The sequence below is a fragment of the Nonomuraea sp. SBT364 genome (assembly GCF_001083785.1).
GTDB lineage: Bacteria > Actinomycetota > Actinomycetes > Streptosporangiales > Streptosporangiaceae > Nonomuraea.
This window is the reverse complement of record NZ_LAVL01000002.1, coordinates 58783-79456: the sequence shown is the minus strand read 5'-3', so window position 1 is coordinate 79456 and position 20674 is coordinate 58783. Positions and strand designations below refer to the sequence as shown.

Sequence of the window (20674 nt, the reverse complement as noted above, 5' to 3'; positions counted from 1 at the left end):
AGCGTGTCAGTGCTCACAGGTAACCAAGTCCCTTCAGTGCGCTCTCCGTCTCAGCCACCCAGGCCGCGTAGGCGGGTACCTGTGCCAAGACGTCAAGATCGACGTTTCTGCCTATGAATTCGAAATAGTCGCGAACGTGCTGGTTCTGCCGAGGCACCACCCGGTCCAGGACGTGCTTCGGGTCGGCGATCTTCTCCACGTCACGCGGATTCGCCGGAAGTAACCGGAGATCGCTGCCCTTGAACCTCCTCCACGCCTTCCGGTCGGCCAGCAGCCACGCCTCGGTCTCCCGCACCGGCACCACGCCGACCACCGGGAGACTCGTCGCCTGCCGCACCGCTTCCACCTTGCGGCGCTCGCGGTGATCGTTGTGGACGAAAAGCAGATGACACTCACCGGCGAGGTCCCCCAGCGCCTCGGCCACCCGATCCTCATCACGGATCGAACGGCAGGACGCGATCTCGGCCGGCGCCACGTTCACCGCGCACCGAGCGGAAGCCCAGGTGAGCCGCTGGAGCTGACGGAAGATCAGGATGCCTAGGAAGATCTCGTCGGTCTCTCCTTCAGCGATCAGACCAGGAACCAGGGGGCGACTCATACCGGAGCCTCCACGGTGCTGAGATAGCGCCGAACCTGCCGCGGCGACACGAACGTGCCCGGCTCCCCTTCCGCTCGGACAGGCTTGGCCACGGTGACCCGCGACATGAGCGCACGCTCGGGGTCGACCCGAACCGCGCTGTCCAGGAAGACGAGAGACTGGGGCTGCAGCCGGTAAAGCTCCGAAACGACCACGGGCGAGTGGGTGGTGATGATCACCTGCCGAAGCGGCCTGAGTAGGGCGGCGGGATCGTTCAGATCCGTCACCAGTCGCCGGATCCGGCGGAGCAGCTCCGCCAGTCTGCTGGGATGCAGGCCGTTCTCGATCTCCTCGATGAGGAGCACCCCCGCGTGCACCGGATCATGAAGAGCCGCGAGGAGCCCCAGGACGCGCAGCGTGCCGTCGGACAGCAACGCGCTGGACACCTGGCCCTGCCCGTCGATCACCAGGTCGAAGGACCACTCCTGTCGTCGCGCGTCGAGGTAGGGCACGAGTCCTGCGATGTCGGGGATGAGCGCGGCCAGGTCCAGGACGAGCGGATCGAGCGCCCCGGCCTCGTGGAGTCTGCCGAGGACAGCGGCCAGGTTCGCGCCGTCCGAGCTGAGCGGCCGGCGATCCGCGGCCGACGCCACGGCCCGCATGGCCCGCGGGTCCGGCTCGTACCAGCGCCAGTCCACCGCGGACACGGGGTCCATGAAGATCAGGTCGGTGTCCTCGTCCTCCTCATCGGCCAGAATCTCTCCGATCTCGAACCGGCAGTGCGCCTGCACCGCCCGGGGGAGACGGTCGAGCTCCTCCTTGTCCCAGGCGTAGGTGTCGAACTGCTCGACGACAGGTTCCGCCGGATCGCTCGCCCTGGTGTCCAGATGGATCGGCCACAGCCCCGAGCCGTCTTCCGAAAGCATCGTCAACCGAATCTCGAACGCGGAAACCCCGCCACCTTCGACCATCTGGTGGAACAGCTGATGGGCGCGGCCACGCTTGGCGGTCAGCAGAGCTTCCTGACCTGATCGCGCCGTGGCCGCCACGAAGTCGAGCGCGTCCAGCAGGTTGGACTTCCCGCTGGAGTTCGGCCCGACCAGGGCGAGGAACGGCGGCACGTCGAGCTCGAAGTCCAGGAAGGACTTGAACCCGTCGATCTCGATACGTGTGAGCATGCCGCCGTCCCCTCCTGGCCTACAGCGCCGGGGCCTTGGCCAGCAGGCTGCCGCCCCAGCGGCTCTCCAGGGCCTTCTCGACGGCGGCGCCGACCCGGTAGCAGCGGTCGTCGCCCAGGACCGGGGCCATGATCTGCAGGCCGACCGGCAGGCCGTCCTCGTCCGCCAGGCCGCACGGCACCGAGATGGCCGCGTTGCCCGTCAGGTTGGACGGGATGGTGTAGAGGTCGGCCAGGTACATGGCCATCGGGTCGTCGGCGCGCTCGCCGATCGGGAACGCCGTGGTCGGCGTCGTGGGCGAGATCAGCACGTCGACCTGGTGGTAGGCGGCCTCGAACTCGCGGGCGATGACCGTGCGGACCTTCTGCGCCTGGCCGTAGTAGGCGTCGTAGTAGCCGCTCGACAGGGCGTAGGTGCCGAGCATGATGCGCCGCTTGACCTCGGGGCCGAAGCCGGCCGCCCGGGTCAGCGCCATGACCTCCTCGGCGCTGCGGGTGCCGTCGTCGCCGACGCGCAGGCCGTAGCGCATGGCGTCGAAGCGGGCCAGGTTGGAGGAGCACTCCGACGGCGCGATCAGGTAGTAGGCCGGCAGCGCGCTGGCGAACGACGGGCAGGAGACCTCGACGACCTTGGCGCCGAGCGACTCCAGGAGCTCGACGGCCTCGTTGAAGCGGGCCAGCACGCCCGGCTGGGCGCCCTCGCCGCCGGCGAACTCCCTGACGACGCCGATCCGCATGCCGGCGACGTCGCCGTTGCGGGCGGCCTCGACGACGGACGGGACCGGGGCGTCGATGGAGGTCGAGTCCATCGGGTCGTGCCCGGAGAACGCCTCCTGCAGCAGCGCGGCGTCGAGCACGTTACGGGCGAACGGGCCCGGGGTGTCGAGCGAGCTGGCGAAGGCGATCAGGCCGTAACGGGACGAGCCACCGTAGGTCGGCTTCATGCCCACGATGCCGGTCACGGAGGCCGGCTGGCGGATCGAGCCGCCCGTGTCGGTGCCCGTCGACAGCGGCGCCTCGTAGGCGGCCACGGCCGCGCTGGAGCCGCCGGACGAGCCGCCGGGCACCCTGGTCAGGTCCCAGGGGTTGTGCGTGAGCTGGTAGGCGGAGTTTTCCGTGGAGGAGCCCATGGCGAACTCGTCCAGGTTGGTCTTGCCCAGGATGACCAGCCCGGCCTCGCGCAGCCGGCGCGTCACTGTCGCGTCGTACGGCGGGTGCCAGCCCTGGAGGATCTTGGACGCGGCCGTGGTCGGCATGTCACGGGTGGTGAAGATGTCCTTGTGCGCGATGGGCACCCCGGCCAGCGGCCCGAGCTTCTCCCCCGCCCTGAGCCGGTCGTCGACGGCCCTGGCCTGCTCCAGCGTGGTCTCACGGTCGATGTGCAGGAACGCCTTGACCTTGGGCTCGACCTCGGCCATCCGGTCGAGGTGCGCCTCGGCCACCTCGGCGGCCGACACCTCGCCGGCGGCGATCAGCGCGCCCAGCTCGGCGGCCGTCTTGCGGATCAGGCTCATGCCTCCTCCCCGAGGATGCGCGGCACCCGGAAGCGGTCGTCCTCGACGGCGGGAGCGCCCGAAAGGGCCTGCTCGGGCGTCAGGGACTGTCGCACCTCGTCGGGACGGAAAACGTTGGTCAGCGGGAGAGCGTGCGACGATGGCGGCACGTCTTCGGCGGCGACCTCTGCCACCTTCGCGACCGACTCGATGATGGCATCGAGTTGCGTGGCGTAGTGGTCGAGCTCGTCGTCGGTGAGCGCCAGCCTGGACAACCGGGCCAGATGCGCGACCTCGTCGCGGGTTATGGCGGACATGAGTCGTTGAACCCGTTTCGTGGATGGAGTTTGGACACTCACATCCTAGGGGCGTACACCGAACGCCTCCGAACCATTACCCACCTGGAAACACGCGCCCGTACGGACCGGTCAGGCGGTCTGGGTGACCTCGGGGCGGTAGCCGTACTCGGCCTCGGCGCGGTGCAGCAGCCAGGCCGTGGCTTCGGCGGCGGGCATGGGCTGGCCGAACAGCCAGCCCTGGCCGTCGTCGCAGCCCATCTCGGCCAGGCGCAGCGCGACCTCGTCCGACTCGACGCCCTCGGCCACCGAGCGCAGGCCCAGCGAGCGGACCAGGTCGACGATGGAGCGCACGATGCGGTCGTCGTCCTCGGACTCGGCGATGCGGCGCACGAAGGACGCGTCGATCTTCACCTCGGAGACCGCCAGCCGCTGGAGCCGGATGAGGGAGGAGTAGCCGGTGCCGAAGTCGTCGAGCGCCAGGGGGACGCCGAGCGTGGCCAGGGCCTTGATGGTCTCGTGGGTGTAGGCCTGCTGACCGGTCAGGATGCGCTCGGTGACCTCCAACTGGATGGCCGCGGGCGGCAGCCGGAGCTTGGCCAGGCCGGCTTCGAGCTGCTCGGGCAGCGCGGAGTCGAGCAGGTCGCGGGCGGAGATGTTGACCGAGATCGGGATGCGCAGGCCGGTGTGCCACCAGCGGGCCGCCTGTTCGAGCGCCTCGTGGATGACGTACTCGGTGAGCTGGCGCATGAGGTAGGACTGCTCGGCGAGCGGGATGAAGTCGGACGGCGGGATCGGCCCGTGCACGGGGTGGTGCCAGCGCAGCAGCGCCTCGACGCCGTGCACGTCGCCGCCGGTGAGCCCGACCTTCGGCTGGTAGTGGAGCTTGAGGTCGGCGTTGTCGATGGCGCGGCGCAGGTCGCCGAGCAGGTTGAGCCGTTCGGGCGAGTTGCGGTCCTTGTCGGGCTGGTAGAGCTCCACCCCGGTACGGCCTTCCTTCGCCAGGTACATGGCCACGTCGGCGCGCTGGAGCAGCAGCTCGAAGTCGGGCGCGTGGTCGGGATAGAGCGCGATGCCGACGGAGCCGTCGAGGTCGAAGGACATGCCCTCCAGCCGGACCGGCTCGGTCAGCGCGGCCCGCAGCCTGGCGGCGACCTCGCGGGCCGCGTGCGCGTCGCGGATCGACGGCAGCAGCACGGCGAACTCGTCGCCGCCCAGCCTGGCCACCACGTCGCCGGGCCGTACGGAATGGGTGAGGCGGTGGGCGACCATCTGCAGCAGCCGGTCGCCGACCGGGTGCCCCATCGTGTCGTTGACCTCCTTGAACCTGTCGAGGTCGAGGAGGAACAGGCCGACCCGCTCGTCGTGGCGGGCCTCGGCGAGTGCCTCCTCGGTGCTCACGATGAGCATCTTGCGGTTCGGCAGACCGGTCAGCTCGTCGTGCAGCGCCTGGTGGTCGCGGCGCATGGAGAGCGTGGCGGTGAAGTAGACGGCGGCCAGCGGCGCCACGAACAGCGGCACCAGCCCCGGGGAATGGCTCATGACGACGACGACCAGCGGCGCCAGGCCGAGGAGGGCGGCGTACACGAGGCTCTGCGGCCCGGCGGTGACCCTCAGGACGCGCACGATCGAGCGGCGCTCGTGCAGCGCGACGGCGCCGCTGACGAGCGTGGCGCGGGCGGCGAAGTAGGCGACGCCGGACAGCGCGATGGCGAGCAGGTCGGGCCCCGAGGGCACCCACGGCAGGGCGGCGCTGGGCACGATCCCGAAGACGCCGAGCACCACGGCCGCGGCCGTCAGCGCGAGCGTCGACTGCGCGGTGTTGAACATCACCCGGTGCCCCGCCTTGCGGGTGGCCACCCCGTTGACCACGACGGCGACGGCCTGCATGAGCACGGCCACCGGCAGCCCGTAGTGCAGCAGCACGGCGAAGGTGAACATCGTCGACGGGTAGGTGCCGCCCACGGCAGTGGCCGAGGACACCATGACGGGCCGCAGCTCGCCGAGGACGACCAGGACCGCGAGCACCCAGAACAGGGGTGTGCGGACGAGCTCGGCGAACTCGGCGGTGTCCAGCCGGAGCAGGGCCACGACGAGCGCGGTGAAGCCGATCACGGTGACGCCCGCGAGGAACGCCCACAGGGGCGTGCCGACGCGCGGTCCTGTGTCGCGGGTGTCGGTTGGGTCAGTCATCGGTAACAGAACCCCCATTAGGTCACTATGGGAGGGTACGACCTTAACCCCACTTCGCGAAACCAAGCGCGTACGTTCCGTCACGGCGCCTTCCCGGCATATACCCACCCAGCGTGCTACTAGCTCAACGCTACGTAGGCGGGGATTCTTCCGTGTAGGCCAGCTCGGCCGCCGCTTCCGGACCTCGGTCGAGCAGCGCCCGGAAGCCCTCGGCGTCCAGGATCGGCACCTTCAGCGCGACCGCCTTGTCGTACTTGGAACCCGCGCTCTCCCCCGCCACCAGGAACGACGTCTTCTTCGACACCGAGCCCGCCACCTTGCCGCCACGCGCGGCGATGGCCGCGCCCGCCTGGTCGCGGGTGTGGTCGGGCAGCGTGCCCGTCACCACGAACGTGAGCCCGTCGAGCGTCTGCGGCACCTCCTCGACGTCGGCGGGCGGCTCGTCGCGCATGCGCACGCCCGCGGCCCGCCAGCGGGTCACGATCTCGCGATGCCAGTCGACCTGGAACCACTCCCGGATCGTGGCCGCCACGCGCGGCCCGATGTCGGGCACCTCGGCCAGCTCCTCCTCCGAGGCGTTCATGACGGCCTCGATCGACCCCATCGCGGAGGCCAGCGCCTGGGCGGTGGGCGGGCCGACGTGCCGGATCGACAGCGCGACCAGGACCCGCCAGAGCGGCGCCTCCTTGGCCCGGGCGAGCTCGTCCATGAGCAGGTGGGCGTTCTGGCTGGGCCGGCCGTCGAGGTTGGAGAAGAACGAGACGACCTTCTCCTCGCCGGTCTTCTCGTCGAGCTTGGGCAGGCCGGAGTCCTTGTCGCGCACCACGGACCTGATGGGGACGAGCTGCTCCAGCGTGAGGTCGAACAGGTCGGCCTCGGTGCGCACCACCGGCTCCTGCGAGGGGATCGGCTGGGTGAGCGCGGTGGCCGCGACGTACCCGAGACCGCGGATGTCGAGCGCGGAACGCCGGGAGGCGAAGAACAGCCGCTCGCGGATCTGCGCGGGGCAGCCGCGCGCGTTGGGGCAGCGCAGGTCGGCGTCGCCCTCGCGCTCGTAGGCCAGCTGGGTGCCGCACTCGGGGCAGCGGGACGGCATCTCGAAGGCCTGCTCGGTGCCGTCGCGCAGCGCCGCGACTGGGCCGATGATCTCCGGGATCACGTCGCCCGCCTTGCGCAGCACCACCGTGTCACCGATGAGCACGCCCTTCTTGGCCACGACCGCCGCGTTGTGCAGCGTGGCCCGCTCCACCGTCGACCCGGACACCACGATCGGCTCCATCACGGCGAACGGGGTGATGCGCCCGGTTCGCCCGACGCCGACCTGGATGTCCAGGAGCTTGGTGTTGACCTCCTGCGGCGGGTACTTGTACGCGATCGCCCAGCGCGGCGCCCGTGAGGTGGAGCCCAGCTCGCGCTGGATCCGGAACCGGTCGACCTTGACCACCACGCCGTCGATCTCGTACGCCGGGTCGTGGCGGTGCTCGCGGTAGTGCTCGATGTAGGCGTCGACCCCGGCCAGGTCGCCGACCACCTTGTACAGGTCGCTGACGGGCAGCCCGAACTCGCGCAGCCGGTCGTAGACCCGCGACTGGGCCTGCGGCTCGGCCGCGCCCTCCCAGACGCCGACGCCGTGCACGAGCATGCGCAGCGGCCGCTGCGCGGTGACGCGCGGGTCCTTCTGCCGCAGGGTCCCCGCGGCCGCGTTGCGCGGATTGGCGAACGGCGCGACGCCCTGCTCGACGAGCTGCTCGTTGAGAATTCTGAAGTCCTCGACCGGGATGTAGACCTCGCCGCGAACCTCGACCAGGCTCGGCACGCCGTCACCCGTGAGCCGGTGCGGGATGCCCTTGATCGTGCGCACGTTGGCCGTGACGTCGTCGCCGGTGCGCCCGTCACCCCGGGTGGCGGCCCGCTCCAGCCTGCCGTCGCGGTAGACCAGCGCGATGGCCAGCCCGTCGATCTTCAGCTCGCACAGGTAGGGGCCGGGGTCGTGCTCGGCCAGCCGTTCGGCCCTGGCCGTCCAGTCGGCCATGCCCTCGGCGTTGAAGACGTTGTCCAGGCTCTCCATCCTGGCCAGGTGGTCGACCTTGGCGAAGTCGCCCGAGGCCGGGGCGCCGACCTTCTGCGTGGGCGAGTCGGGCGTCTGCAGCTCCGGATGCGCCCGCTCCAGCTCCAGCAGCTCGTTGAACCACGCGTCGAACTGGGCGTCGCTGACCGTCGGCTGGTCCTTGACGTAGTAGCGGTAGCGCGCGTCCTCGACCAGCTCGCTCAGCTCGGCGTGCCGCTCCAGCGCGGTCACGGGCACGCCCCCTGCCTGCTCGCTCACCCCGTGCACTCCCTCCATGACCGGTGAATCCTATTCACTCGCAGGATCCTCCCTCAGCACCTGCGCGGCCTTCCGGCACGCCGGCAGCGCCGCCTTCGCGTACGCGGGCGAGGCCCCGGCCAGCCCGCACGCGGGAGTCAGCACGACCTGCCCGGCCAGCCGCTCCGGCGCGAACCCGAGCCGCCGCCACAGCTCCAGCGCCGGCTTGGCCACCACACCCACGTCGGGCAACCGCGAGTCCCGGCCCGGCAGCACACCGAGGAACAGCCCGACCCCCGCCTCGACCAGCTCGCCGACGGCCTCCTCGGCCCGCCGCCCGATCAGGGAGGCGTCCACCGAGACCGCCCGTACGCCGGCCGTACGCAACAGGGTGAACGGCACGGACGGCGCGCAGCAGTGCACCACCGGGTCGGGGAAGGAGCGCAGCGACTCCTCGACCCGCCACCCCTCGACCGCCGCCAGCCGCCCGAACCCGGACGCCGTCGGCACCGTGCCCGCCAGCACGCCGGGCAGCCCCGGCTCGTCGAGCTGCAGCACGATCTCGGTGACGCCCGGCAGCCGCCGCCGCACCTCCGCGCAGTGGTCGGCGACCCCCTGCGCCAGCGAGGCGATCAGATCCCGGACGGCTCCCGGGTCGGACAGAGCCTTGTCGCCGTGGCGCAGCTCGACGGCGCCGGCCAGCGTCCACGGCCCGCACACCTGCAGCTTGAGCGGCCCGGCGTAGTCGTGACCGATCTCCTCCAGGCCGTCGAGGTCGCGCCGGAGATGGTCGACCGCCCGCTGGTGGTCGCGGCCCGGCCGGTCGGCGATCCGCCACCCGGACGGCTGGACCTCGACGGGCAGGTCGACGAGCAGCGCCGCCGTCCGGCCCACCAGGTCGGCCCCGACGCCCCGCGCCGGCAGCTCCGGCAGGTAGGGCAGCCCCGGCACCTCCCCGAACACGACGCGCAGCGCCTCAAGATGATCCTCGCCCGGATGCGACCCGACTCCGGTGGCTTCCCACGTCAGCATGGGACCAGCGTAGGCTCTCGGAGATGAAGCTCACGAAGTACGGGCACGCCTGCGTGCGGCTGGAGAAGGACGGCAAGGTCCTGGTGGTCGACCCCGGCACTTTCACCGCCGACCCGGTGCTCGACGGCGCCGACGCGGTGCTGGTCACGCACGAGCACGCCGACCACCTCGACATCGACCGCCTGGCCGCCGCCGCCTCCCCCGGCCTGGAGGTCTGGACGTGCGAAAGCGTCGCCGCCGAGCTGTCCGACGTGCCGGTCAGGGTCCAGGTCGTCGAGCACGAGGACGAGTTCCAGGCGGCCGGTTTCTCGATCAAGGTGTTCGGCGAGTGGCACGCCAAGAACCATCCGGACATGCGGGTCGTCAGCAATGTCGGTTTCCTGGTGGACGACGAGGTCTTCTACCCCGGTGACGCGCTGACGGTGCCCGGCGTCGAGGTGCCCACGCTGCTGGTGCCCACCAACGCGCCGTGGATGAAGCTGTCGGAGATGGTCGACTACCTGCGCACCGTCCGGCCCGCCCGGGCGTTCTCCACCCATGACGGGCTGCTCAACGACTTCGGGCTGGGGCTGGTCGACAACTACCTGCGGCTGGAGTCGGACGTGCAGAAGGCCGACATGCGGCGGCTGAAGGTCGGCGAGTCGGTCACGCTCTAGGCGGCGGAGGCGATGGTGGCGGAGCCGATCACCGTGTCGCCCGAGTAGAGGACCGCCGCCTGGCCGGCCGCCACGCCGGTGGCGGGCCGGTCGAGGTCGATGAGCAGGCCGCCGTCGCGCTCCTCGAAGCGGCACCCGTAGACCTCGCCGTGTGCCCTGAGCTGGACCGTCAGGTCGCCGTCCGCGGCCGAGCCGTTCCACACCGGGCGGTCGCAGGAGATCGAGGTGACCTCCAGGGCCGAACGGGGGCCGACGGTCACGGTGTTGGACACCGGCTCGATCGACAGCACGTAACGCGGCCGGCCGTCGGGCGCCGGGCGGTCGATGCGCAGGCCCTTGCGCTGGCCGACGGTGAACCCGTGGGCGCCGTGGTGGCTGCCGACGACCTCGCCGCCCTCGTCGACGATCGGGCCTTCGGCCGAGCCGAGGCGCTTGGCCAGGAAGCCGCGCGTGTCGCCGTCGGCGATGAAGCAGATGTCGTGGCTGTCGGGCTTGTCGGCGACGGTCAGGCCGCGCCGGGCGGCCTCGGCGCGCACCTCGGTCTTGGTCGAGCCGCCCAGCGGGAAGATCGCGTGGCGGAGCTGCTCACGGGTGAGCACGCCCAGCACGTACGACTGGTCCTTGCCCGCGTCGACGCTGCGTGACAGCACGCCGTCGACCAGCCGGGCGTGATGGCCGGTGGCGACGGCGTCGAAGCCGAGCGCCAGCGCCCGGTCGAGCACCGCCGCGAACTTGATCTTCTCGTTGCAGCGCAGGCACGGGTTGGGGGTGCGCCCCGCCGCGTATTCGGCGACGAAGTCGTCGACCACGTCACGCTGGAAGCGCTCGGCCATGTCCCAGATGTAGAAGGGGATGCCGATCACGTCAGCGGCGCGGCGCGCGTCGCGTGAATCCTCTACGGTGCAGCAGCCCCGGGCGCCCGTGCGATGCGATTGCGGGTTGGCCGACAGGGCGAGATGCACACCGGTGACGTCGTGACCGGCCTCGGCGATCCGGGCGGCGGCCACGGCGGAGTCGACGCCGCCCGACATGGCGGCAAGCACACGCATTCCCATGACCAACCCAGCCTACTTGCTGTGCGACCCACAGCCGCCGTCTGGGAGTATCTACGACATGCGACTGTTCGGGCGCAAGAACGGCGAGGACGATTCCGCCGAGCGCATCGCGGAGTTCTGGCGGTGGTGGGAGGGCGCCCGGCCGGGGCTCGACGCGAAGGTGGCCGCCGGCGGCCGTGACTCCCTCGCCTCACTCGCCGAGACGCTGGCGCCCGCCGTCAGCGCGCTGCACTCCGGCCTGGTCTGCGAGGTCGCGCCGGGCCGCAACGCCGCGCACGCGCTGGTCGTGACCGCGGCGGGCGACGCCGAGCTGCGGTCGCTGGCCCACCGCTGGGCGCTCGCGGCGCCGCCGGCCGACCTGGTGTGGGAGTTCCATCCCTCGCGCCAGGCCAACCCGCAGGCGGCCGACCTCACGCTGCGGGCGGGCGACTACGAGTTCGGGGTGGGCAAGCTGGTGCTCGGGCTGCGGGTGCCCCGGGGCGCGCCCCGGGTGGACGTGTCGGCCTATCACCCGATCTTCTCCGAGCTCGACGACGACACCCGGCTCGACGCCGCGCTGCTGGCACTCGACTCGGTGCTCGGCGAGGACGACGTGGCCCGCTGGGTGGGCGAGATCACCGCCGTGACGTTCCAGCCGATCGACGCGGTGCCCGCCGTCCACCTGCCCGCCGTCGTCGCCGACCTGGCCTCGGAGTTCGACGGGGAGCAGTGGGTGGCGCTGGAGGGCAAGACCGCCCGGGGCAGGCCGCTCATCGCGGCGGCCCGCTTCCCGCTGCGTCCCGTCGACCATCCGCTTTACGACCAGCACCTCGCCGTCACCCTGCCGTACGCCGGCCGCGACGGCGACAAGCTGCCCACCGGCGCCTCCGTGGAGGCGCTGCGCGACTTCGAGGAGCGGCTGACCCGTGTGGCCGGCGACTGGGTGCTGGCCGCCCACCTGAGCGCCGAGGGGCACCGGATCTTCCACCTCTACGCCGACCCGGCGGGCGAGGTGCGCCGTCAGGTCGAGGAGCTGGCCGCGACCTGGGGCGAGGGCAAGGCCCGCGTCGACGTCGCCGGCGACCCGGCCTGGAGCGCGGTGGCGGCGTTCATCAGCTGAGGCCGGCTCGGCGGGCGCGCTCGACGGCCGCCGGGAGGACCTCGACCAGGCGGTCGACGTCGGCCCTGGTCGAGGTGTGCCCCAGGGTGAAGCGCAGGGAACCGCGGGCCGCCGCCGCGTCGGCGCCCATCGCCAGCAGCACGTGCGAGGGCTGGGCCACCCCGGCCGAGCAGGCCGAGCCGGTCGAGCACTCCACCCCCCGGGCGTCGAGCAGCATGAGCAGCGCGTCGCCCTCGCAGCCGGGGAAGGAGAAGTGCGCGTTGCCGGGCAGCCGGTCGCCGGGGTCGCCGTTGAGCACGACGCCGGGGACGGCCTGCCGTACGCGCTCGATGAGCTCGTCGCGCAGGGCGGTGAGGCGGCGCTGCTGCTCGGCCTGCTCCTTGACGGCGGTGCGGACGGCGGCGGCGAGGCCGGCGATGGCGGGCGCGTCGAGGGTGCCGGAGCGCACGTCGCGCTCCTGGCCGCCGCCGTGCTGGACGGAGACCGGGGTGAGGCCCCTGGCCAGCAGCAGCGCGCCCACGCCCATCGGGCCGCCGATCTTGTGGCCGGTGAGGGTGAGCGCGTCGGCGCCGGAGTCGGCGAACGACACCGGGAGCTGGCCGATGGCCTGGACCGCGTCGGTGTGGAACGGGATGCCGTGGTCGCGCGCGATGGCGGCCAGCACGTGCACCGGCTGGACGGTGCCGACCTCGTTGTTGGCCCACATGACGCTGATCATGGCGACGTCGCCGGGGTCGCGTTCGACGGCGGCGCGCAGCGTGTCGGGATGGACGCGGCCGTGCTCGTCGACCTCCAGCAGCTCGACCCGGGCGGCCTGGCTGTCGGCCAGCCACTGGGCCGGGTCGAGGGCGGCATGGTGCTCGACGGAGCTGATCAGCAGGCGCTGCCTGGGGCGGCGGGCCCAGTAGAGGCCCTTGATGGCGAGGTTGTCGGCCTCGGTGCCGCCGGAGGTGAACACGACCTCGCTGGGCCGGGCGCCGAGCGCGTCGGCGATGGTCTCGCGTGACTCCTCGACGACCCTGCGGACCTCGCGGCCTGCCGCGTGGAGGGAGGAGGCGTTGCCGACCCTGCCCAATTGCTCCGTCATGGCCTCGATCGCCTCGGGAAGCATGGGCGTGGTCGCCGCGTGATCAAGATAGGCCGACGGTCTGCTCACCCGGTAAGGGTATCTCGTTTGCTACTGTACCGTCCGGACGGTACAGTAGTCGGCATGAGAAGGGACGAGCTGCTGGACGCCGCGGAGGATCTGCTCTGCGACCAGGGCTCGGCCGCGCTGACCCTGTCCGCCGTCGCCGATCGCGCCGGCGTGAGCAAGGGCGGCCTCCTCTATCATTTCGCGACCAAGGAAGCCCTGATCAAGGGCATGGTCGAGCGGCTGATCCAGGAGTTCGACGAGCTCCTGGCCGCCCAGGACGACGCGACCTACACCGAGCGCTACGTCGGCGCCACGCTGGCCGCCGTCCGCCAGGGCAAACTGCGACGATGGGCCGTCGTCACCGGCGCCTCGGGCAACATCTTCCTGCTCGCGCCGCTGCGCGAGGCGATGACCCGATGGCACCGCGAGGAGCTCGCCGACGAGCCCGACCCGCTGGCTTCGCAGGTCGTGCGGCTGGCGTGTGAAGGGCTCTGGGACGTGGCCAGCCACGACCCGGAGCTCAACAGCGAGAGCGACCTGCGGGCCCTGGAGGCCCGCCTGCGGTCCATGCTCTGACTTTTCCCTTCATCCCTGTTTTCCTGCCCGGCTGGGTTCAGCCGGGCTTTCTGTGAGGTGTGCCTTATGACGCGCGACCTGAGGATGGCCCGGTACGGGGCGGTCCTCACCTTCGTCCTTGCCGGCCTGATGGTGGGCACGATGACCGTGCGTATCCCCGCGCTGACCGACAAACTCGATCTGTCGGAGTCCATGGTCGGCACGGTCCTGCTCGTGTGGGGGCTGGGCGCGCTGGTGACCATGCAGTCGATGCGCCGGGTCATGGCCCGCATGGGCAGCAGGACGGTGTTGCGCGTCGGCGGCCCGCTCACCGCGCTCAGCCTGGTGGGACTGGCGTTCGCGCCGAACCTGCCGGTGCTGCTCGGCGCGGTGGCGTTCTTCGGGATGGCGTTCGGCATGGTCGACATCGCGATGAACGCCCAGGGCTCCACCGTCGAGCGCGCCTACGGCCGGCCGCTGATGAACGGCATGCACGCCGGCTGGTGCGTCGGCGCGATCGCGGCCGGCGGCGTCGGCAGCCTGTCGATCGCGCTGGGGCTGTCGTTCACCGCCAACGTGGCGCTGGTCGGCCTGATCTCACTGCCCGTGATGATCGCCCTCGGCCGGACGTACCTGCCCGAGGCCCCCGTCGCGGAGGGCACGACGGCGGCGCGCCGCCGCATGCCGCCGGTGGTCTACCTGCTGGGCGCGCTGATGTTCTTCGCGTTCATGGTCGAGGGCACGGTCGCCGACTGGAACGGCCTGTACATGCGCGACACGCTGGGCGCGCCGGAGGCGCTGGCCGCGCTCGGCTACCCGATCTTCGAGCTGGGCATGCTGATCGCCCGGCTGACCGGTGACCGGCTGCGCTCCCGCTACGGCGTACGCGGCATGCTGACCGTCTCGGGGCTGGCCACGGCCGGGTTCTTCGCGGTCGTGCTGGCGGCGCCCGTCGCGGTGGTGGCCCTCGGCGCGGTGTTCTTCGTGGGCCTCGGCGTGGCGACGATCTCGCCGCTGACGCTCTCGCTGGCGGGCACCGCCACGGCCACGCCCGGCCCGGCGATCGCCCAGGCCGGCGCGATGGGCTACGCGGGGCTGCTGCTGGGCCCGGTGGTGATCGGCTTCCTGTCGGACGCCACGTCGTTGCGCACGGCCCTCGGCCTCGCCGTCGTGCTGGGCCTGCTGATCGCGGGCGCCGCACGGTTCCTGCCCCGCCGGGAGCCGGCCGAGATCACGCCCCTGCCCACGAGGACCGAGCAGGCAGCGGCGGCATGACAAATGTCACCGGCTGACCCCGCGAACTTCCCGGCTCATCGCTGAGATCGCACACTGCCGGGCGGGCCCGTCCGCCCGGCAGAGTGAGGCACGTGAACACGACAGCGATCGAGGTGCGGGATCTGCACCGTAAGTACGGCGACTTCGAGGCGGTCAGGGGGATCGGCTTCGAGGTCGGCCGCGGCGAGCTGTACGCGCTGCTCGGCACCAACGGGGCCGGCAAGACGACCACCCTCGACGTGCTGGCCGGCTACGCCCCGCCGACCGGCGGCCGGGTGCGCGTGCTCGGCCACGACCCGATCGGCGAGCGGGCCCAGGTACGCCACCGGATGGGCATCGTCCTCCAGGAGGCGGGCTTCTACAAGGACCTCACCGTCGCCGAGACCGTGGACGCCTGGCGCCGCTGGACCCCGCACTCCCTCGACCGGCGCGAGGTCCTGGAGCGGGTCGGGCTCTCCCAGCGGGAGCGGGTCCGCGTGTCGCAGCTCTCCGGCGGCGAGAAGCGGCGGCTCGACCTGGCCCTGGCCGTGCTCGGCCGGCCGGAGCTGCTCTTCCTCGACGAGCCCACGACCGGGCTGGACCCCGAGGCGCGGCGCAACGTGTGGGAACTGATCCGCGAGATGGTCGCCGAGGGCACCACCGTCCTGCTCACCACCCACTACCTGGACGAGGCCGAGCAGCTCGCGCAGCGGCTGGCCATCATGCACGCCGGCCGGATCGTCACCGAGGGGACGCTGGCCGACGTGCTCGGCGGACGCGGCACCCGCGTGACCTTCCGGCTCCCCGGCGTCCTGCCCGGCGACCTGCCGTACGAGCCGGGCACGGCCGGGCGTTCGGTGACGCTGAGCGGCGAGTCGTACTCGGTCGAGACCGACCGGCCGCAGGAGGACCTGCGGATCCTGCTGAGCTGGGCGCACCGGCACGGCAGGGAGCTGGACGGCCTGGAGGTCCGCAGGCCGACGCTCGAAGAGATCTTTCTTGAGGTGGCGGCGACGGAGAGGGTGGCGGCGTGAACTGGTTGTCGATGGTGTGGGCGCAGGCGCGGCTCAACCAGACGGTCCTGCTGCGGCAGCGCGGCATGGCGTTCACCGTCCTGCTGCTGCCGCTGTTCCTGGCGTTCGTCTACACGAGCGGCCCGCAGTCGGCCGGTTCCGTGAACGGCGTGCCGGGCGCGGCGTTCGCGGCGGTGGGCGCGATCGCGGTGGTGCTGCCGTTCTCGTACATGACGATCGCCACCGCCGTGGTGGTGCGGCGCGAGGAGCGCGTCTACAAGCGGCTGCGCGGCAGCGCGCTGCCCACCAGCGCGATCTTCGCCGGTGACATCGTGCACGCGACCATACTCGGAGCGGTGCAGGCGGTGGTCATCCTGGTGTACGCGATCGGCGTGGCCGGCGCGCCGATGCCGAGCAACCTCCCGCTGCTGCTGCTCGCGTTCCTGCTGGGCGCCGCCATGTTCGCCGCGCTGGCGATCGGCACGGCCGGGCTGATCCCCAACTACGAGGTGGCCCAGCTCATCGCGCTGCCCGTGCTGTTCCTGAGCATGTTCGGCGCCGGGCTCATGTTCCCGGTGAGCGTGCTGCCCGAGTGGGGGCAGCGGGTCGCCGACGTGCTGCCGCTGTCGCCGATCGTGGCGATGATGCGCACCGCGATCCTGGGCCGCGACTTCGCCGCCGAGGCCGCCCCCGTCGTCGGCTTTCTGGAGTCGTTCCAGGTGTCGGCCGCCGCGATCGGGATCGGGCTGCTGTGGATCGGCGCCGGCCTCTGGTTCACCCGCCGCTACTTCCGGTGGGACCCGCGCCGCGCATGATGGCGATAATGCGTCATGTGAGCGCACCGGTCGTCAGCACCAGGGTCATCTCCGGCGTGGCGGTGGCCCTGTTCGCCGGTCCCATGCTGTTCGCGCTGGGCGTCGGGGTCGTCACCTTCGCCAGCGACCGGTGGTGGCCGCTGGCTCTGGCGCTCCTGCTCACGACGATGCTCACGGTCAGCTACGCGCGGGTGCTCTGGGCGGCCTTCCTGCGCCGGCTGACGTGGCGGCACTCCCTCGACGTGGCCGTGATCGGGCTGGTCGCGTACGGTGTGCCGCTCTTCGCCGGGCCCGCGTGGATCGGGCTGCCGATGGCGTTCATCTCGGTGGCGGCCGTGGCGTTCGCCCGTCCCGCCGTGACCTGGGCGGTCACGCTGACCGCGATCGCCGTGACGCCGGCGCTGATCCTCTTCGCGGGGCTGCCGATGTCCGTCGCGCTGCTGTACGGGCTGCTGGCGATGCCGACGATCGCGCCGATGACGTACGGGGTGGCCTGGCTCTGCCACCTGATCGACGACCTGCGCGAGGCGCGGGCCGAGCTGGCGCGGCGGGCCGTGGACGAGGAGCGGCTGCGCTTCTCCCGCGACCTGCACGACACGCTCGGCCACACCCTGCACGCCATCGCGCTCCGCGCCGAGCTGGGCGAGCGGCTGGTCACGGCCAGCCCGGAGCGGGCAGGCGCGGAGCTGGCCGAGATCCAGCGGATCGCCCGCACCTCCGTGCACGACGTGCGCGAGCTGGTGCGCGGTTACCGGGCCACGTCGCTGGCGACCGAGCTGGACGGCGTCGCCGCCGTGCTCGGCGCCGCCGGCATCCGCTGCGACAAGCCCGAGCTGCCCGCCGGCCTGCCCGGCCACGTGCACGTGCCGCTCGGCTGGGTGGCGCGCGAGGCCGTCACGAACGTCCTGCGCCACAGCGCCGCCACCTGGTGCGAGGTCACCGTCCACACCGAGGAGGGCCGGGTGCACCTGGAGATCGTCAACGACGGCGGCCCGACCGGCGGCCGCTTCACCCTCGGCAACGGCCTGACCGGCCTGACCGAGCGGATGCGGGCGACCGGCGGCGCGCTGGAGGCCGAGTGCGGCGGCGGCCGGTTCCGGATCACCGCGTCGGTGCCGCTGTGATCAAACTGCTCCTCGCCGAGGACCACCACCTGGTACGGGGCGCGTTCGTGGCGCTGCTGGGCACCGAGCCCGGCATCGAGGTGGTCGCCGAGACCGGACGCGGCGACGAGGCCGTGCGCCTGGCCGTGGAGCTGCGTCCCGACGTGGCCATGCTGGACATCGACATGCCCGGCCTCGACGGCCTCGCCGCCGCCGAGCTGATCGGCGCGCAGGTGCCCGGCTGCCGGATCGTCATCGTCACCGGCCACGGGCGCCCCGGCTATCTGCGCCGGGCGATGGCGGCGGGCGTGCGCGGTTTCGTCGGCAAGGACAACCCGGCCGCCATGCTGGCCAAGGTGATCAGGCAGGTGCACGACGGCGGCCGCTACATCGACCCCGAGCTGGCCGCCGACGCCCTGTCCGCCCAGGAGTGCCCGCTGACCCCCCGCGAGCTCGACACGCTGCGCGCCGCGGCGGGCGGCGCCCCGGTGTCGCGAGTCGCCCGCGAGCTGGGCCTGTCGGAAGGCACCGTGCGCAACCACCTGTCGTCGGCGGTGACCAAGCTGGCCGTCGAGAACCGGCACACAGCCGTCCGGCGCGCCCGCGACCTGGGATGGCTTTAATGTGATCATGGAGAGAAACGTCCGGTTCGACGTCGACGCCTACGTGGCGCGCGTCCGGTCCACGCCGTGCTTCATCTGCGCCATCGTCGCCGGCGACCCGGCGTACGACCTGGAGGAGATCGTCTACGAGGACGACCGGCACCTGGCGTTCCTGGCCCGCTACCCGACGTTGCCCGGCTACGTCCTGGTGAGCCCCAAGGCGCACGTCGAACACGCGGTGCGCGACCTGGACGAGGACGCCTACCTCGCCCTGATGCGCCTGGTCAGGAAGGTGGCGCTGGCCGTGGAGGCGGTCGTGCCGTCGGAACGCACCTACCTGCTGTCGCTGGGCAGCCAGCAGGGCAACTCCCACCTGCACTGGCACATCGCGCCGCTCCCCCCGGGCACCCCGTACGAGCAGCAGCAGTTCTACGCGCTCATGTCGGAGAACGGCCTCATTCCCTGGACGCCGGAACAGGCCGCCGACCTGGCGGCGCGGCTCAGAGAGCGGCTGTGACGCGGACCGGCGGGCCTCCCTTCCGGGGGGCCCGCCGGGTCCGGCTACTTGCGCTTGTCCACCTCTTCGGTGAGCTGCGGGACGATCTGGTGCAGGTCGCCCACGATGCCGTAGTCGGCCAGCTCAAAGATCGGCGCTTCCGGGTCCTTGTTGATCGCGATGATGGTCTTCGCGGTCTGCATGCCGGCCCGGTGCTGGATCGCGCCCGAGATGCCCGCGGCGATGTAGAGCTGCGGGGACACGGTCTTGCCCGTCTGGCCCACCTGGAACTGGTGGGGGTACCAGCCGGCGTCCGTGGCGGCGCGGGAGGCGCCCACGGCCGCGCCCAGGGCGTCGGCCAGGCCCTCGATGACCGAGAAGTTCTCCGCCGAGCCGACCCCACGGCCGCCGGAGACCACGATCGCGGCCTCGGTGAGCTCGGGGCGGGCGCCCTTCTCCTGCTTGACGCGCTCGACGATGCGGGCGGACTTGGCGGCGTCGGACAGCGTGACCGACACCTCCTCATCGGCCCCGGCCCCGGCGGCGGCCACGGGGGCCGTCGAGTTGGGGCGCACGGCGACGATCGGGGTGCCCTTGGCCACCTTCGACCGGACGTTCACGCCGCCACCGAAGATCGACTGCTCGGCCACGAAGCCCTCGCCGAGGCCGACGGCGTCGGTGATGACGCCCGAGTCGGTCTTGACGGCCAGCCGGCCCGCGATCTCCTTGCCCTCGGCCGTGGCGGCGACCAGGACGGCGGCCGGCGACTGGGCGGAGACGAGCTGGGCGAGCAGCTCGGCCTTGGGCGCGACCACGTAGCCGACGATCTCCTCGGCGCCGGCCACGTAGATCTTGTCCGCGCCGTATTCGGCCAGCTTGGCCTTGGCCTCGGCGGTGACGCCGGGACCGGCCCAGACGGCGGACGGCGAGCCGAGGGAGCGGGCCAGGGTCAGGAGTTCGAGCGTGACCTTCTTGACCTCGCCGTCGACCTGCTCGACGAGAACGAGAATCTCCGACATATCAGTAAAACCCCCGTTCTCAGATGAACTTCTTGGACGCCAGGAAGTCGGCGACCTTCGCGCCGCCGTCGCCCTCGTCCTTGACGATCGTGCCGGCCGCGCGCGGCGGGGCGGCGGCGAAGTCGACGACCTGCGACCAGGCGGCGCCGAGGCCCACCTGGGCGGCGTCGATCTCGGCGTCGGCCACGGCCAGCGTCTCGACCGGCTTCTTCTTGGCCGCCATGATGCCCTTGAAGGACGGGTAGCGCGGCTCGTTGATCTTCTCGACCACCGACACGACGGCGGGCAGCGTGGCCTCGACCTTGTCGTAGCCGTAGTCGGTCAGCCGCTGGACACTGATCGAGGTGCCGTCGACGTCGACCTTGTTGGCCAGCGTGAGCTGCGGCGTGCCGAGGCGCTCGGCCAGCATCGCAGGCAGCACGCCGGTGCGCGCGTCGGTGGACTCGGAGCCGAGGATGACCAGGTCGAACCCGATCTTCTTCAGCGCCTGCGCCATCGCGTAGGAGGTCGACAGCGCGTCGGAGCCGTGCAGCGCGTCGTCGAAGAGGTGGACCGCCTTGTCGGCACCCATCGCGAGGGCCTTGCGGATGGTCTCGGTGGCCTTGCCCGGCCCCATGGTGAGGACCGTCACCTCACCGCCGTGGGCTTCCTTGAGCTTCAGAGCCTCCTCGACGGCATACTCGTCAAGCTCGTTCACCACGCCGTCGACCGCGTCACGGTCGAGCGTCTTGTCATCGGACCGCAGCTTGCGCTCGGTCGCCGTATCGGGGACCTGCTTCACGCAGACGACGATGTTCAT

The 20674-nt window shown here is 71.8% G+C and carries 20 protein-coding genes; 9 read left to right on the top strand and 11 right to left on the bottom strand.

Going from position 1 to position 20674, the window contains the following annotated elements; genetic code table 11:
- Positions 1-13: 13 nt before the first annotated feature.
- The 7 genes from ADY59_RS01805 to ADY59_RS01775 form a co-directional block, all read right to left on the bottom strand.
- Positions 14-598 (bottom strand): DUF4276 family protein, encoded by a 585-nt coding sequence (locus ADY59_RS01805; protein ID WP_049556807.1) that lies wholly within the window; start codon positions 596-598, stop codon positions 14-16.
- Positions 595-1755, bottom strand: a complete 1161-nt coding sequence (locus tag ADY59_RS01800) for an AAA family ATPase (protein WP_049556805.1) — start codon at positions 1753-1755, stop codon at positions 595-597. The genes ADY59_RS01805 and ADY59_RS01800 overlap by 4 nt, the downstream gene beginning before the upstream one ends.
- Positions 1756-1774: 19 nt before the next feature.
- On the bottom strand, positions 1775-3268 hold the full coding sequence (gene gatA, locus ADY59_RS01795) for an Asp-tRNA(Asn)/Glu-tRNA(Gln) amidotransferase subunit GatA (protein WP_049556803.1): 1494 nt from the start codon (positions 3266-3268) through the stop codon (positions 1775-1777).
- Positions 3265-3564, bottom strand: a complete 300-nt coding sequence (gatC, locus tag ADY59_RS01790) for an Asp-tRNA(Asn)/Glu-tRNA(Gln) amidotransferase subunit GatC (protein ID WP_049556801.1) — start codon at positions 3562-3564, stop codon at positions 3265-3267. Before gatC ends, gatA begins: the two co-directional genes overlap by 4 nt.
- Before the next feature lie 111 nt (positions 3565-3675).
- On the bottom strand, positions 3676-5736 hold the full coding sequence (locus ADY59_RS01785; protein ID WP_049556800.1) for a putative bifunctional diguanylate cyclase/phosphodiesterase: 2061 nt from the start codon (positions 5734-5736) through the stop codon (positions 3676-3678).
- Positions 5737-5866: 130 nt separating this feature from the next.
- Entirely contained in the window at positions 5867-8080 is a 2214-nt protein-coding gene (gene ligA / locus ADY59_RS01780) for an NAD-dependent DNA ligase LigA (protein WP_049556798.1), read from the bottom strand.
- 12 nt (positions 8081-8092) lie between these two features.
- The gene (locus ADY59_RS01775) at positions 8093-9073 is read right to left on the bottom strand and encodes a methionine synthase (RefSeq protein ID WP_049556796.1); all 981 of its coding nucleotides are present in this window, start codon (positions 9071-9073) and stop codon (positions 8093-8095) included.
- Between the two features lie 23 nt (positions 9074-9096).
- Between ADY59_RS01775 and ADY59_RS01770 the strand changes: the two genes are divergently transcribed.
- The gene (locus tag ADY59_RS01770; RefSeq protein ID WP_049556794.1) at positions 9097-9729 is read left to right on the top strand and encodes an MBL fold metallo-hydrolase; all 633 of its coding nucleotides are present in this window, start codon (positions 9097-9099) and stop codon (positions 9727-9729) included.
- On the opposite strand, the gene mnmA is transcribed toward ADY59_RS01770, so the two are convergent.
- Entirely contained in the window at positions 9726-10784 is a 1059-nt protein-coding gene (gene mnmA, locus ADY59_RS01765; protein WP_082309776.1) for a tRNA 2-thiouridine(34) synthase MnmA, read from the bottom strand. The genes ADY59_RS01770 and mnmA overlap by 4 nt on opposite strands.
- Before the next feature lie 58 nt (positions 10785-10842).
- Between mnmA and ADY59_RS01760 the strand changes: the two genes are divergently transcribed.
- Positions 10843-11883, top strand: a complete 1041-nt coding sequence (locus tag ADY59_RS01760) for a DUF695 domain-containing protein (protein WP_049556790.1) — start codon at positions 10843-10845, stop codon at positions 11881-11883.
- Here ADY59_RS01760 and ADY59_RS01755 read toward each other — a convergent pair.
- Entirely contained in the window at positions 11876-13039 is a 1164-nt protein-coding gene (locus tag ADY59_RS01755; RefSeq protein WP_082309775.1) for a cysteine desulfurase family protein, read from the bottom strand. The two genes, ADY59_RS01760 and ADY59_RS01755, sit on opposite strands and share 8 nt — an antisense overlap.
- A gap of 54 nt (positions 13040-13093) precedes the next feature.
- On the opposite strand from ADY59_RS01755, the gene ADY59_RS01750 reads away from it, so the two are divergent.
- The 7 genes from ADY59_RS01750 to ADY59_RS01720 all read left to right on the top strand — a co-directional run bounded on the left by ADY59_RS01750 (position 13094) and on the right by ADY59_RS01720 (position 18877).
- Entirely contained in the window at positions 13094-13594 is a 501-nt protein-coding gene (locus ADY59_RS01750; protein ID WP_049556786.1) for a TetR/AcrR family transcriptional regulator, read from the top strand.
- A gap of 66 nt (positions 13595-13660) precedes the next feature.
- On the top strand, positions 13661-14848 hold the full coding sequence (locus ADY59_RS01745) for an MFS transporter (RefSeq protein ID WP_049556785.1): 1188 nt from the start codon (positions 13661-13663) through the stop codon (positions 14846-14848).
- Positions 14849-14940: 92 nt separating this feature from the next.
- Positions 14941-15861, top strand: a complete 921-nt coding sequence (locus ADY59_RS01740) for an ABC transporter ATP-binding protein (RefSeq protein WP_049556783.1) — start codon at positions 14941-14943, stop codon at positions 15859-15861.
- A complete protein-coding gene (locus ADY59_RS01735) occupies positions 15858-16655 on the top strand; it encodes an ABC transporter permease (protein WP_049556782.1) in 798 nt (265 codons plus the stop codon). The genes ADY59_RS01740 and ADY59_RS01735 overlap by 4 nt, the downstream gene beginning before the upstream one ends.
- A gap of 17 nt (positions 16656-16672) precedes the next feature.
- Complete coding sequence (locus tag ADY59_RS01730) at positions 16673-17779, top strand: sensor histidine kinase (protein WP_197093389.1); 1107 nt, start codon at positions 16673-16675, stop codon at positions 17777-17779.
- Positions 17776-18381: a response regulator transcription factor gene (locus ADY59_RS01725; RefSeq protein WP_197093388.1), complete on the top strand. Its 606-nt coding sequence runs from the start codon at positions 17776-17778 to the stop codon at positions 18379-18381. The genes ADY59_RS01730 and ADY59_RS01725 overlap by 4 nt, the downstream gene beginning before the upstream one ends.
- A 7-nt stretch (positions 18382-18388) precedes the next feature.
- Positions 18389-18877: an HIT family protein gene (locus ADY59_RS01720; RefSeq protein ID WP_049556992.1), complete on the top strand. Its 489-nt coding sequence runs from the start codon at positions 18389-18391 to the stop codon at positions 18875-18877.
- A 44-nt stretch (positions 18878-18921) separates the two neighbouring features.
- Here ADY59_RS01720 and ADY59_RS01715 read toward each other — a convergent pair whose 3' ends face one another.
- Both ADY59_RS01715 and ADY59_RS01710 read right to left on the bottom strand, forming a co-directional pair.
- Positions 18922-19875, bottom strand: coding sequence for an electron transfer flavoprotein subunit alpha/FixB family protein (locus tag ADY59_RS01715; protein ID WP_049556779.1), 954 nt, complete (start codon positions 19873-19875; stop codon positions 18922-18924).
- A gap of 19 nt (positions 19876-19894) precedes the next feature.
- Positions 19895-20674 carry an electron transfer flavoprotein subunit beta/FixA family protein gene (locus ADY59_RS01710; protein WP_049556777.1) on the bottom strand — a complete coding sequence of 260 codons (780 nt, stop codon included), beginning with the start codon at positions 20672-20674 and terminating at the stop codon, positions 19895-19897.

Coding starts and splice junctions, on each gene's coding strand:
- mnmA (WP_082309776.1), bottom strand. CDS start 10,784: ATGGGAATGCGTGTGCTTGCCGCCATGTCGGGCGGCGTCGACTCCGCC.
- ADY59_RS01800 (WP_049556805.1), bottom strand. CDS start 1,755: ATGCTCACACGTATCGAGATCGACGGGTTCAAGTCCTTCCTGGACTTC.
- ADY59_RS01750 (WP_049556786.1), top strand. CDS start 13,094: ATGAGAAGGGACGAGCTGCTGGACGCCGCGGAGGATCTGCTCTGCGAC.
- gatA (WP_049556803.1), bottom strand. CDS start 3,268: ATGAGCCTGATCCGCAAGACGGCCGCCGAGCTGGGCGCGCTGATCGCC.
- ligA (WP_049556798.1), bottom strand. CDS start 8,080: ATGGAGGGAGTGCACGGGGTGAGCGAGCAGGCAGGGGGCGTGCCCGTG.
- ADY59_RS01715 (WP_049556779.1), bottom strand. CDS start 19,875: ATGTCGGAGATTCTCGTTCTCGTCGAGCAGGTCGACGGCGAGGTCAAG.
- ADY59_RS01760 (WP_049556790.1), top strand. CDS start 10,843: ATGCGACTGTTCGGGCGCAAGAACGGCGAGGACGATTCCGCCGAGCGC.
- ADY59_RS01785 (WP_049556800.1), bottom strand. CDS start 5,736: ATGACTGACCCAACCGACACCCGCGACACAGGACCGCGCGTCGGCACG.
- ADY59_RS01745 (WP_049556785.1), top strand. CDS start 13,661: ATGACGCGCGACCTGAGGATGGCCCGGTACGGGGCGGTCCTCACCTTC.
- ADY59_RS01805 (WP_049556807.1), bottom strand. CDS start 598: ATGAGTCGCCCCCTGGTTCCTGGTCTGATCGCTGAAGGAGAGACCGAC.
- ADY59_RS01770 (WP_049556794.1), top strand. CDS start 9,097: ATGAAGCTCACGAAGTACGGGCACGCCTGCGTGCGGCTGGAGAAGGAC.
- ADY59_RS01710 (WP_049556777.1), bottom strand. CDS start 20,674: ATGAACATCGTCGTCTGCGTGAAGCAGGTCCCCGATACGGCGACCGAG.
- gatC (WP_049556801.1), bottom strand. CDS start 3,564: ATGTCCGCCATAACCCGCGACGAGGTCGCGCATCTGGCCCGGTTGTCC.
- ADY59_RS01775 (WP_049556796.1), bottom strand. CDS start 9,073: ATGCTGACGTGGGAAGCCACCGGAGTCGGGTCGCATCCGGGCGAGGAT.
- ADY59_RS01720 (WP_049556992.1), top strand. CDS start 18,389: ATGGAGAGAAACGTCCGGTTCGACGTCGACGCCTACGTGGCGCGCGTC.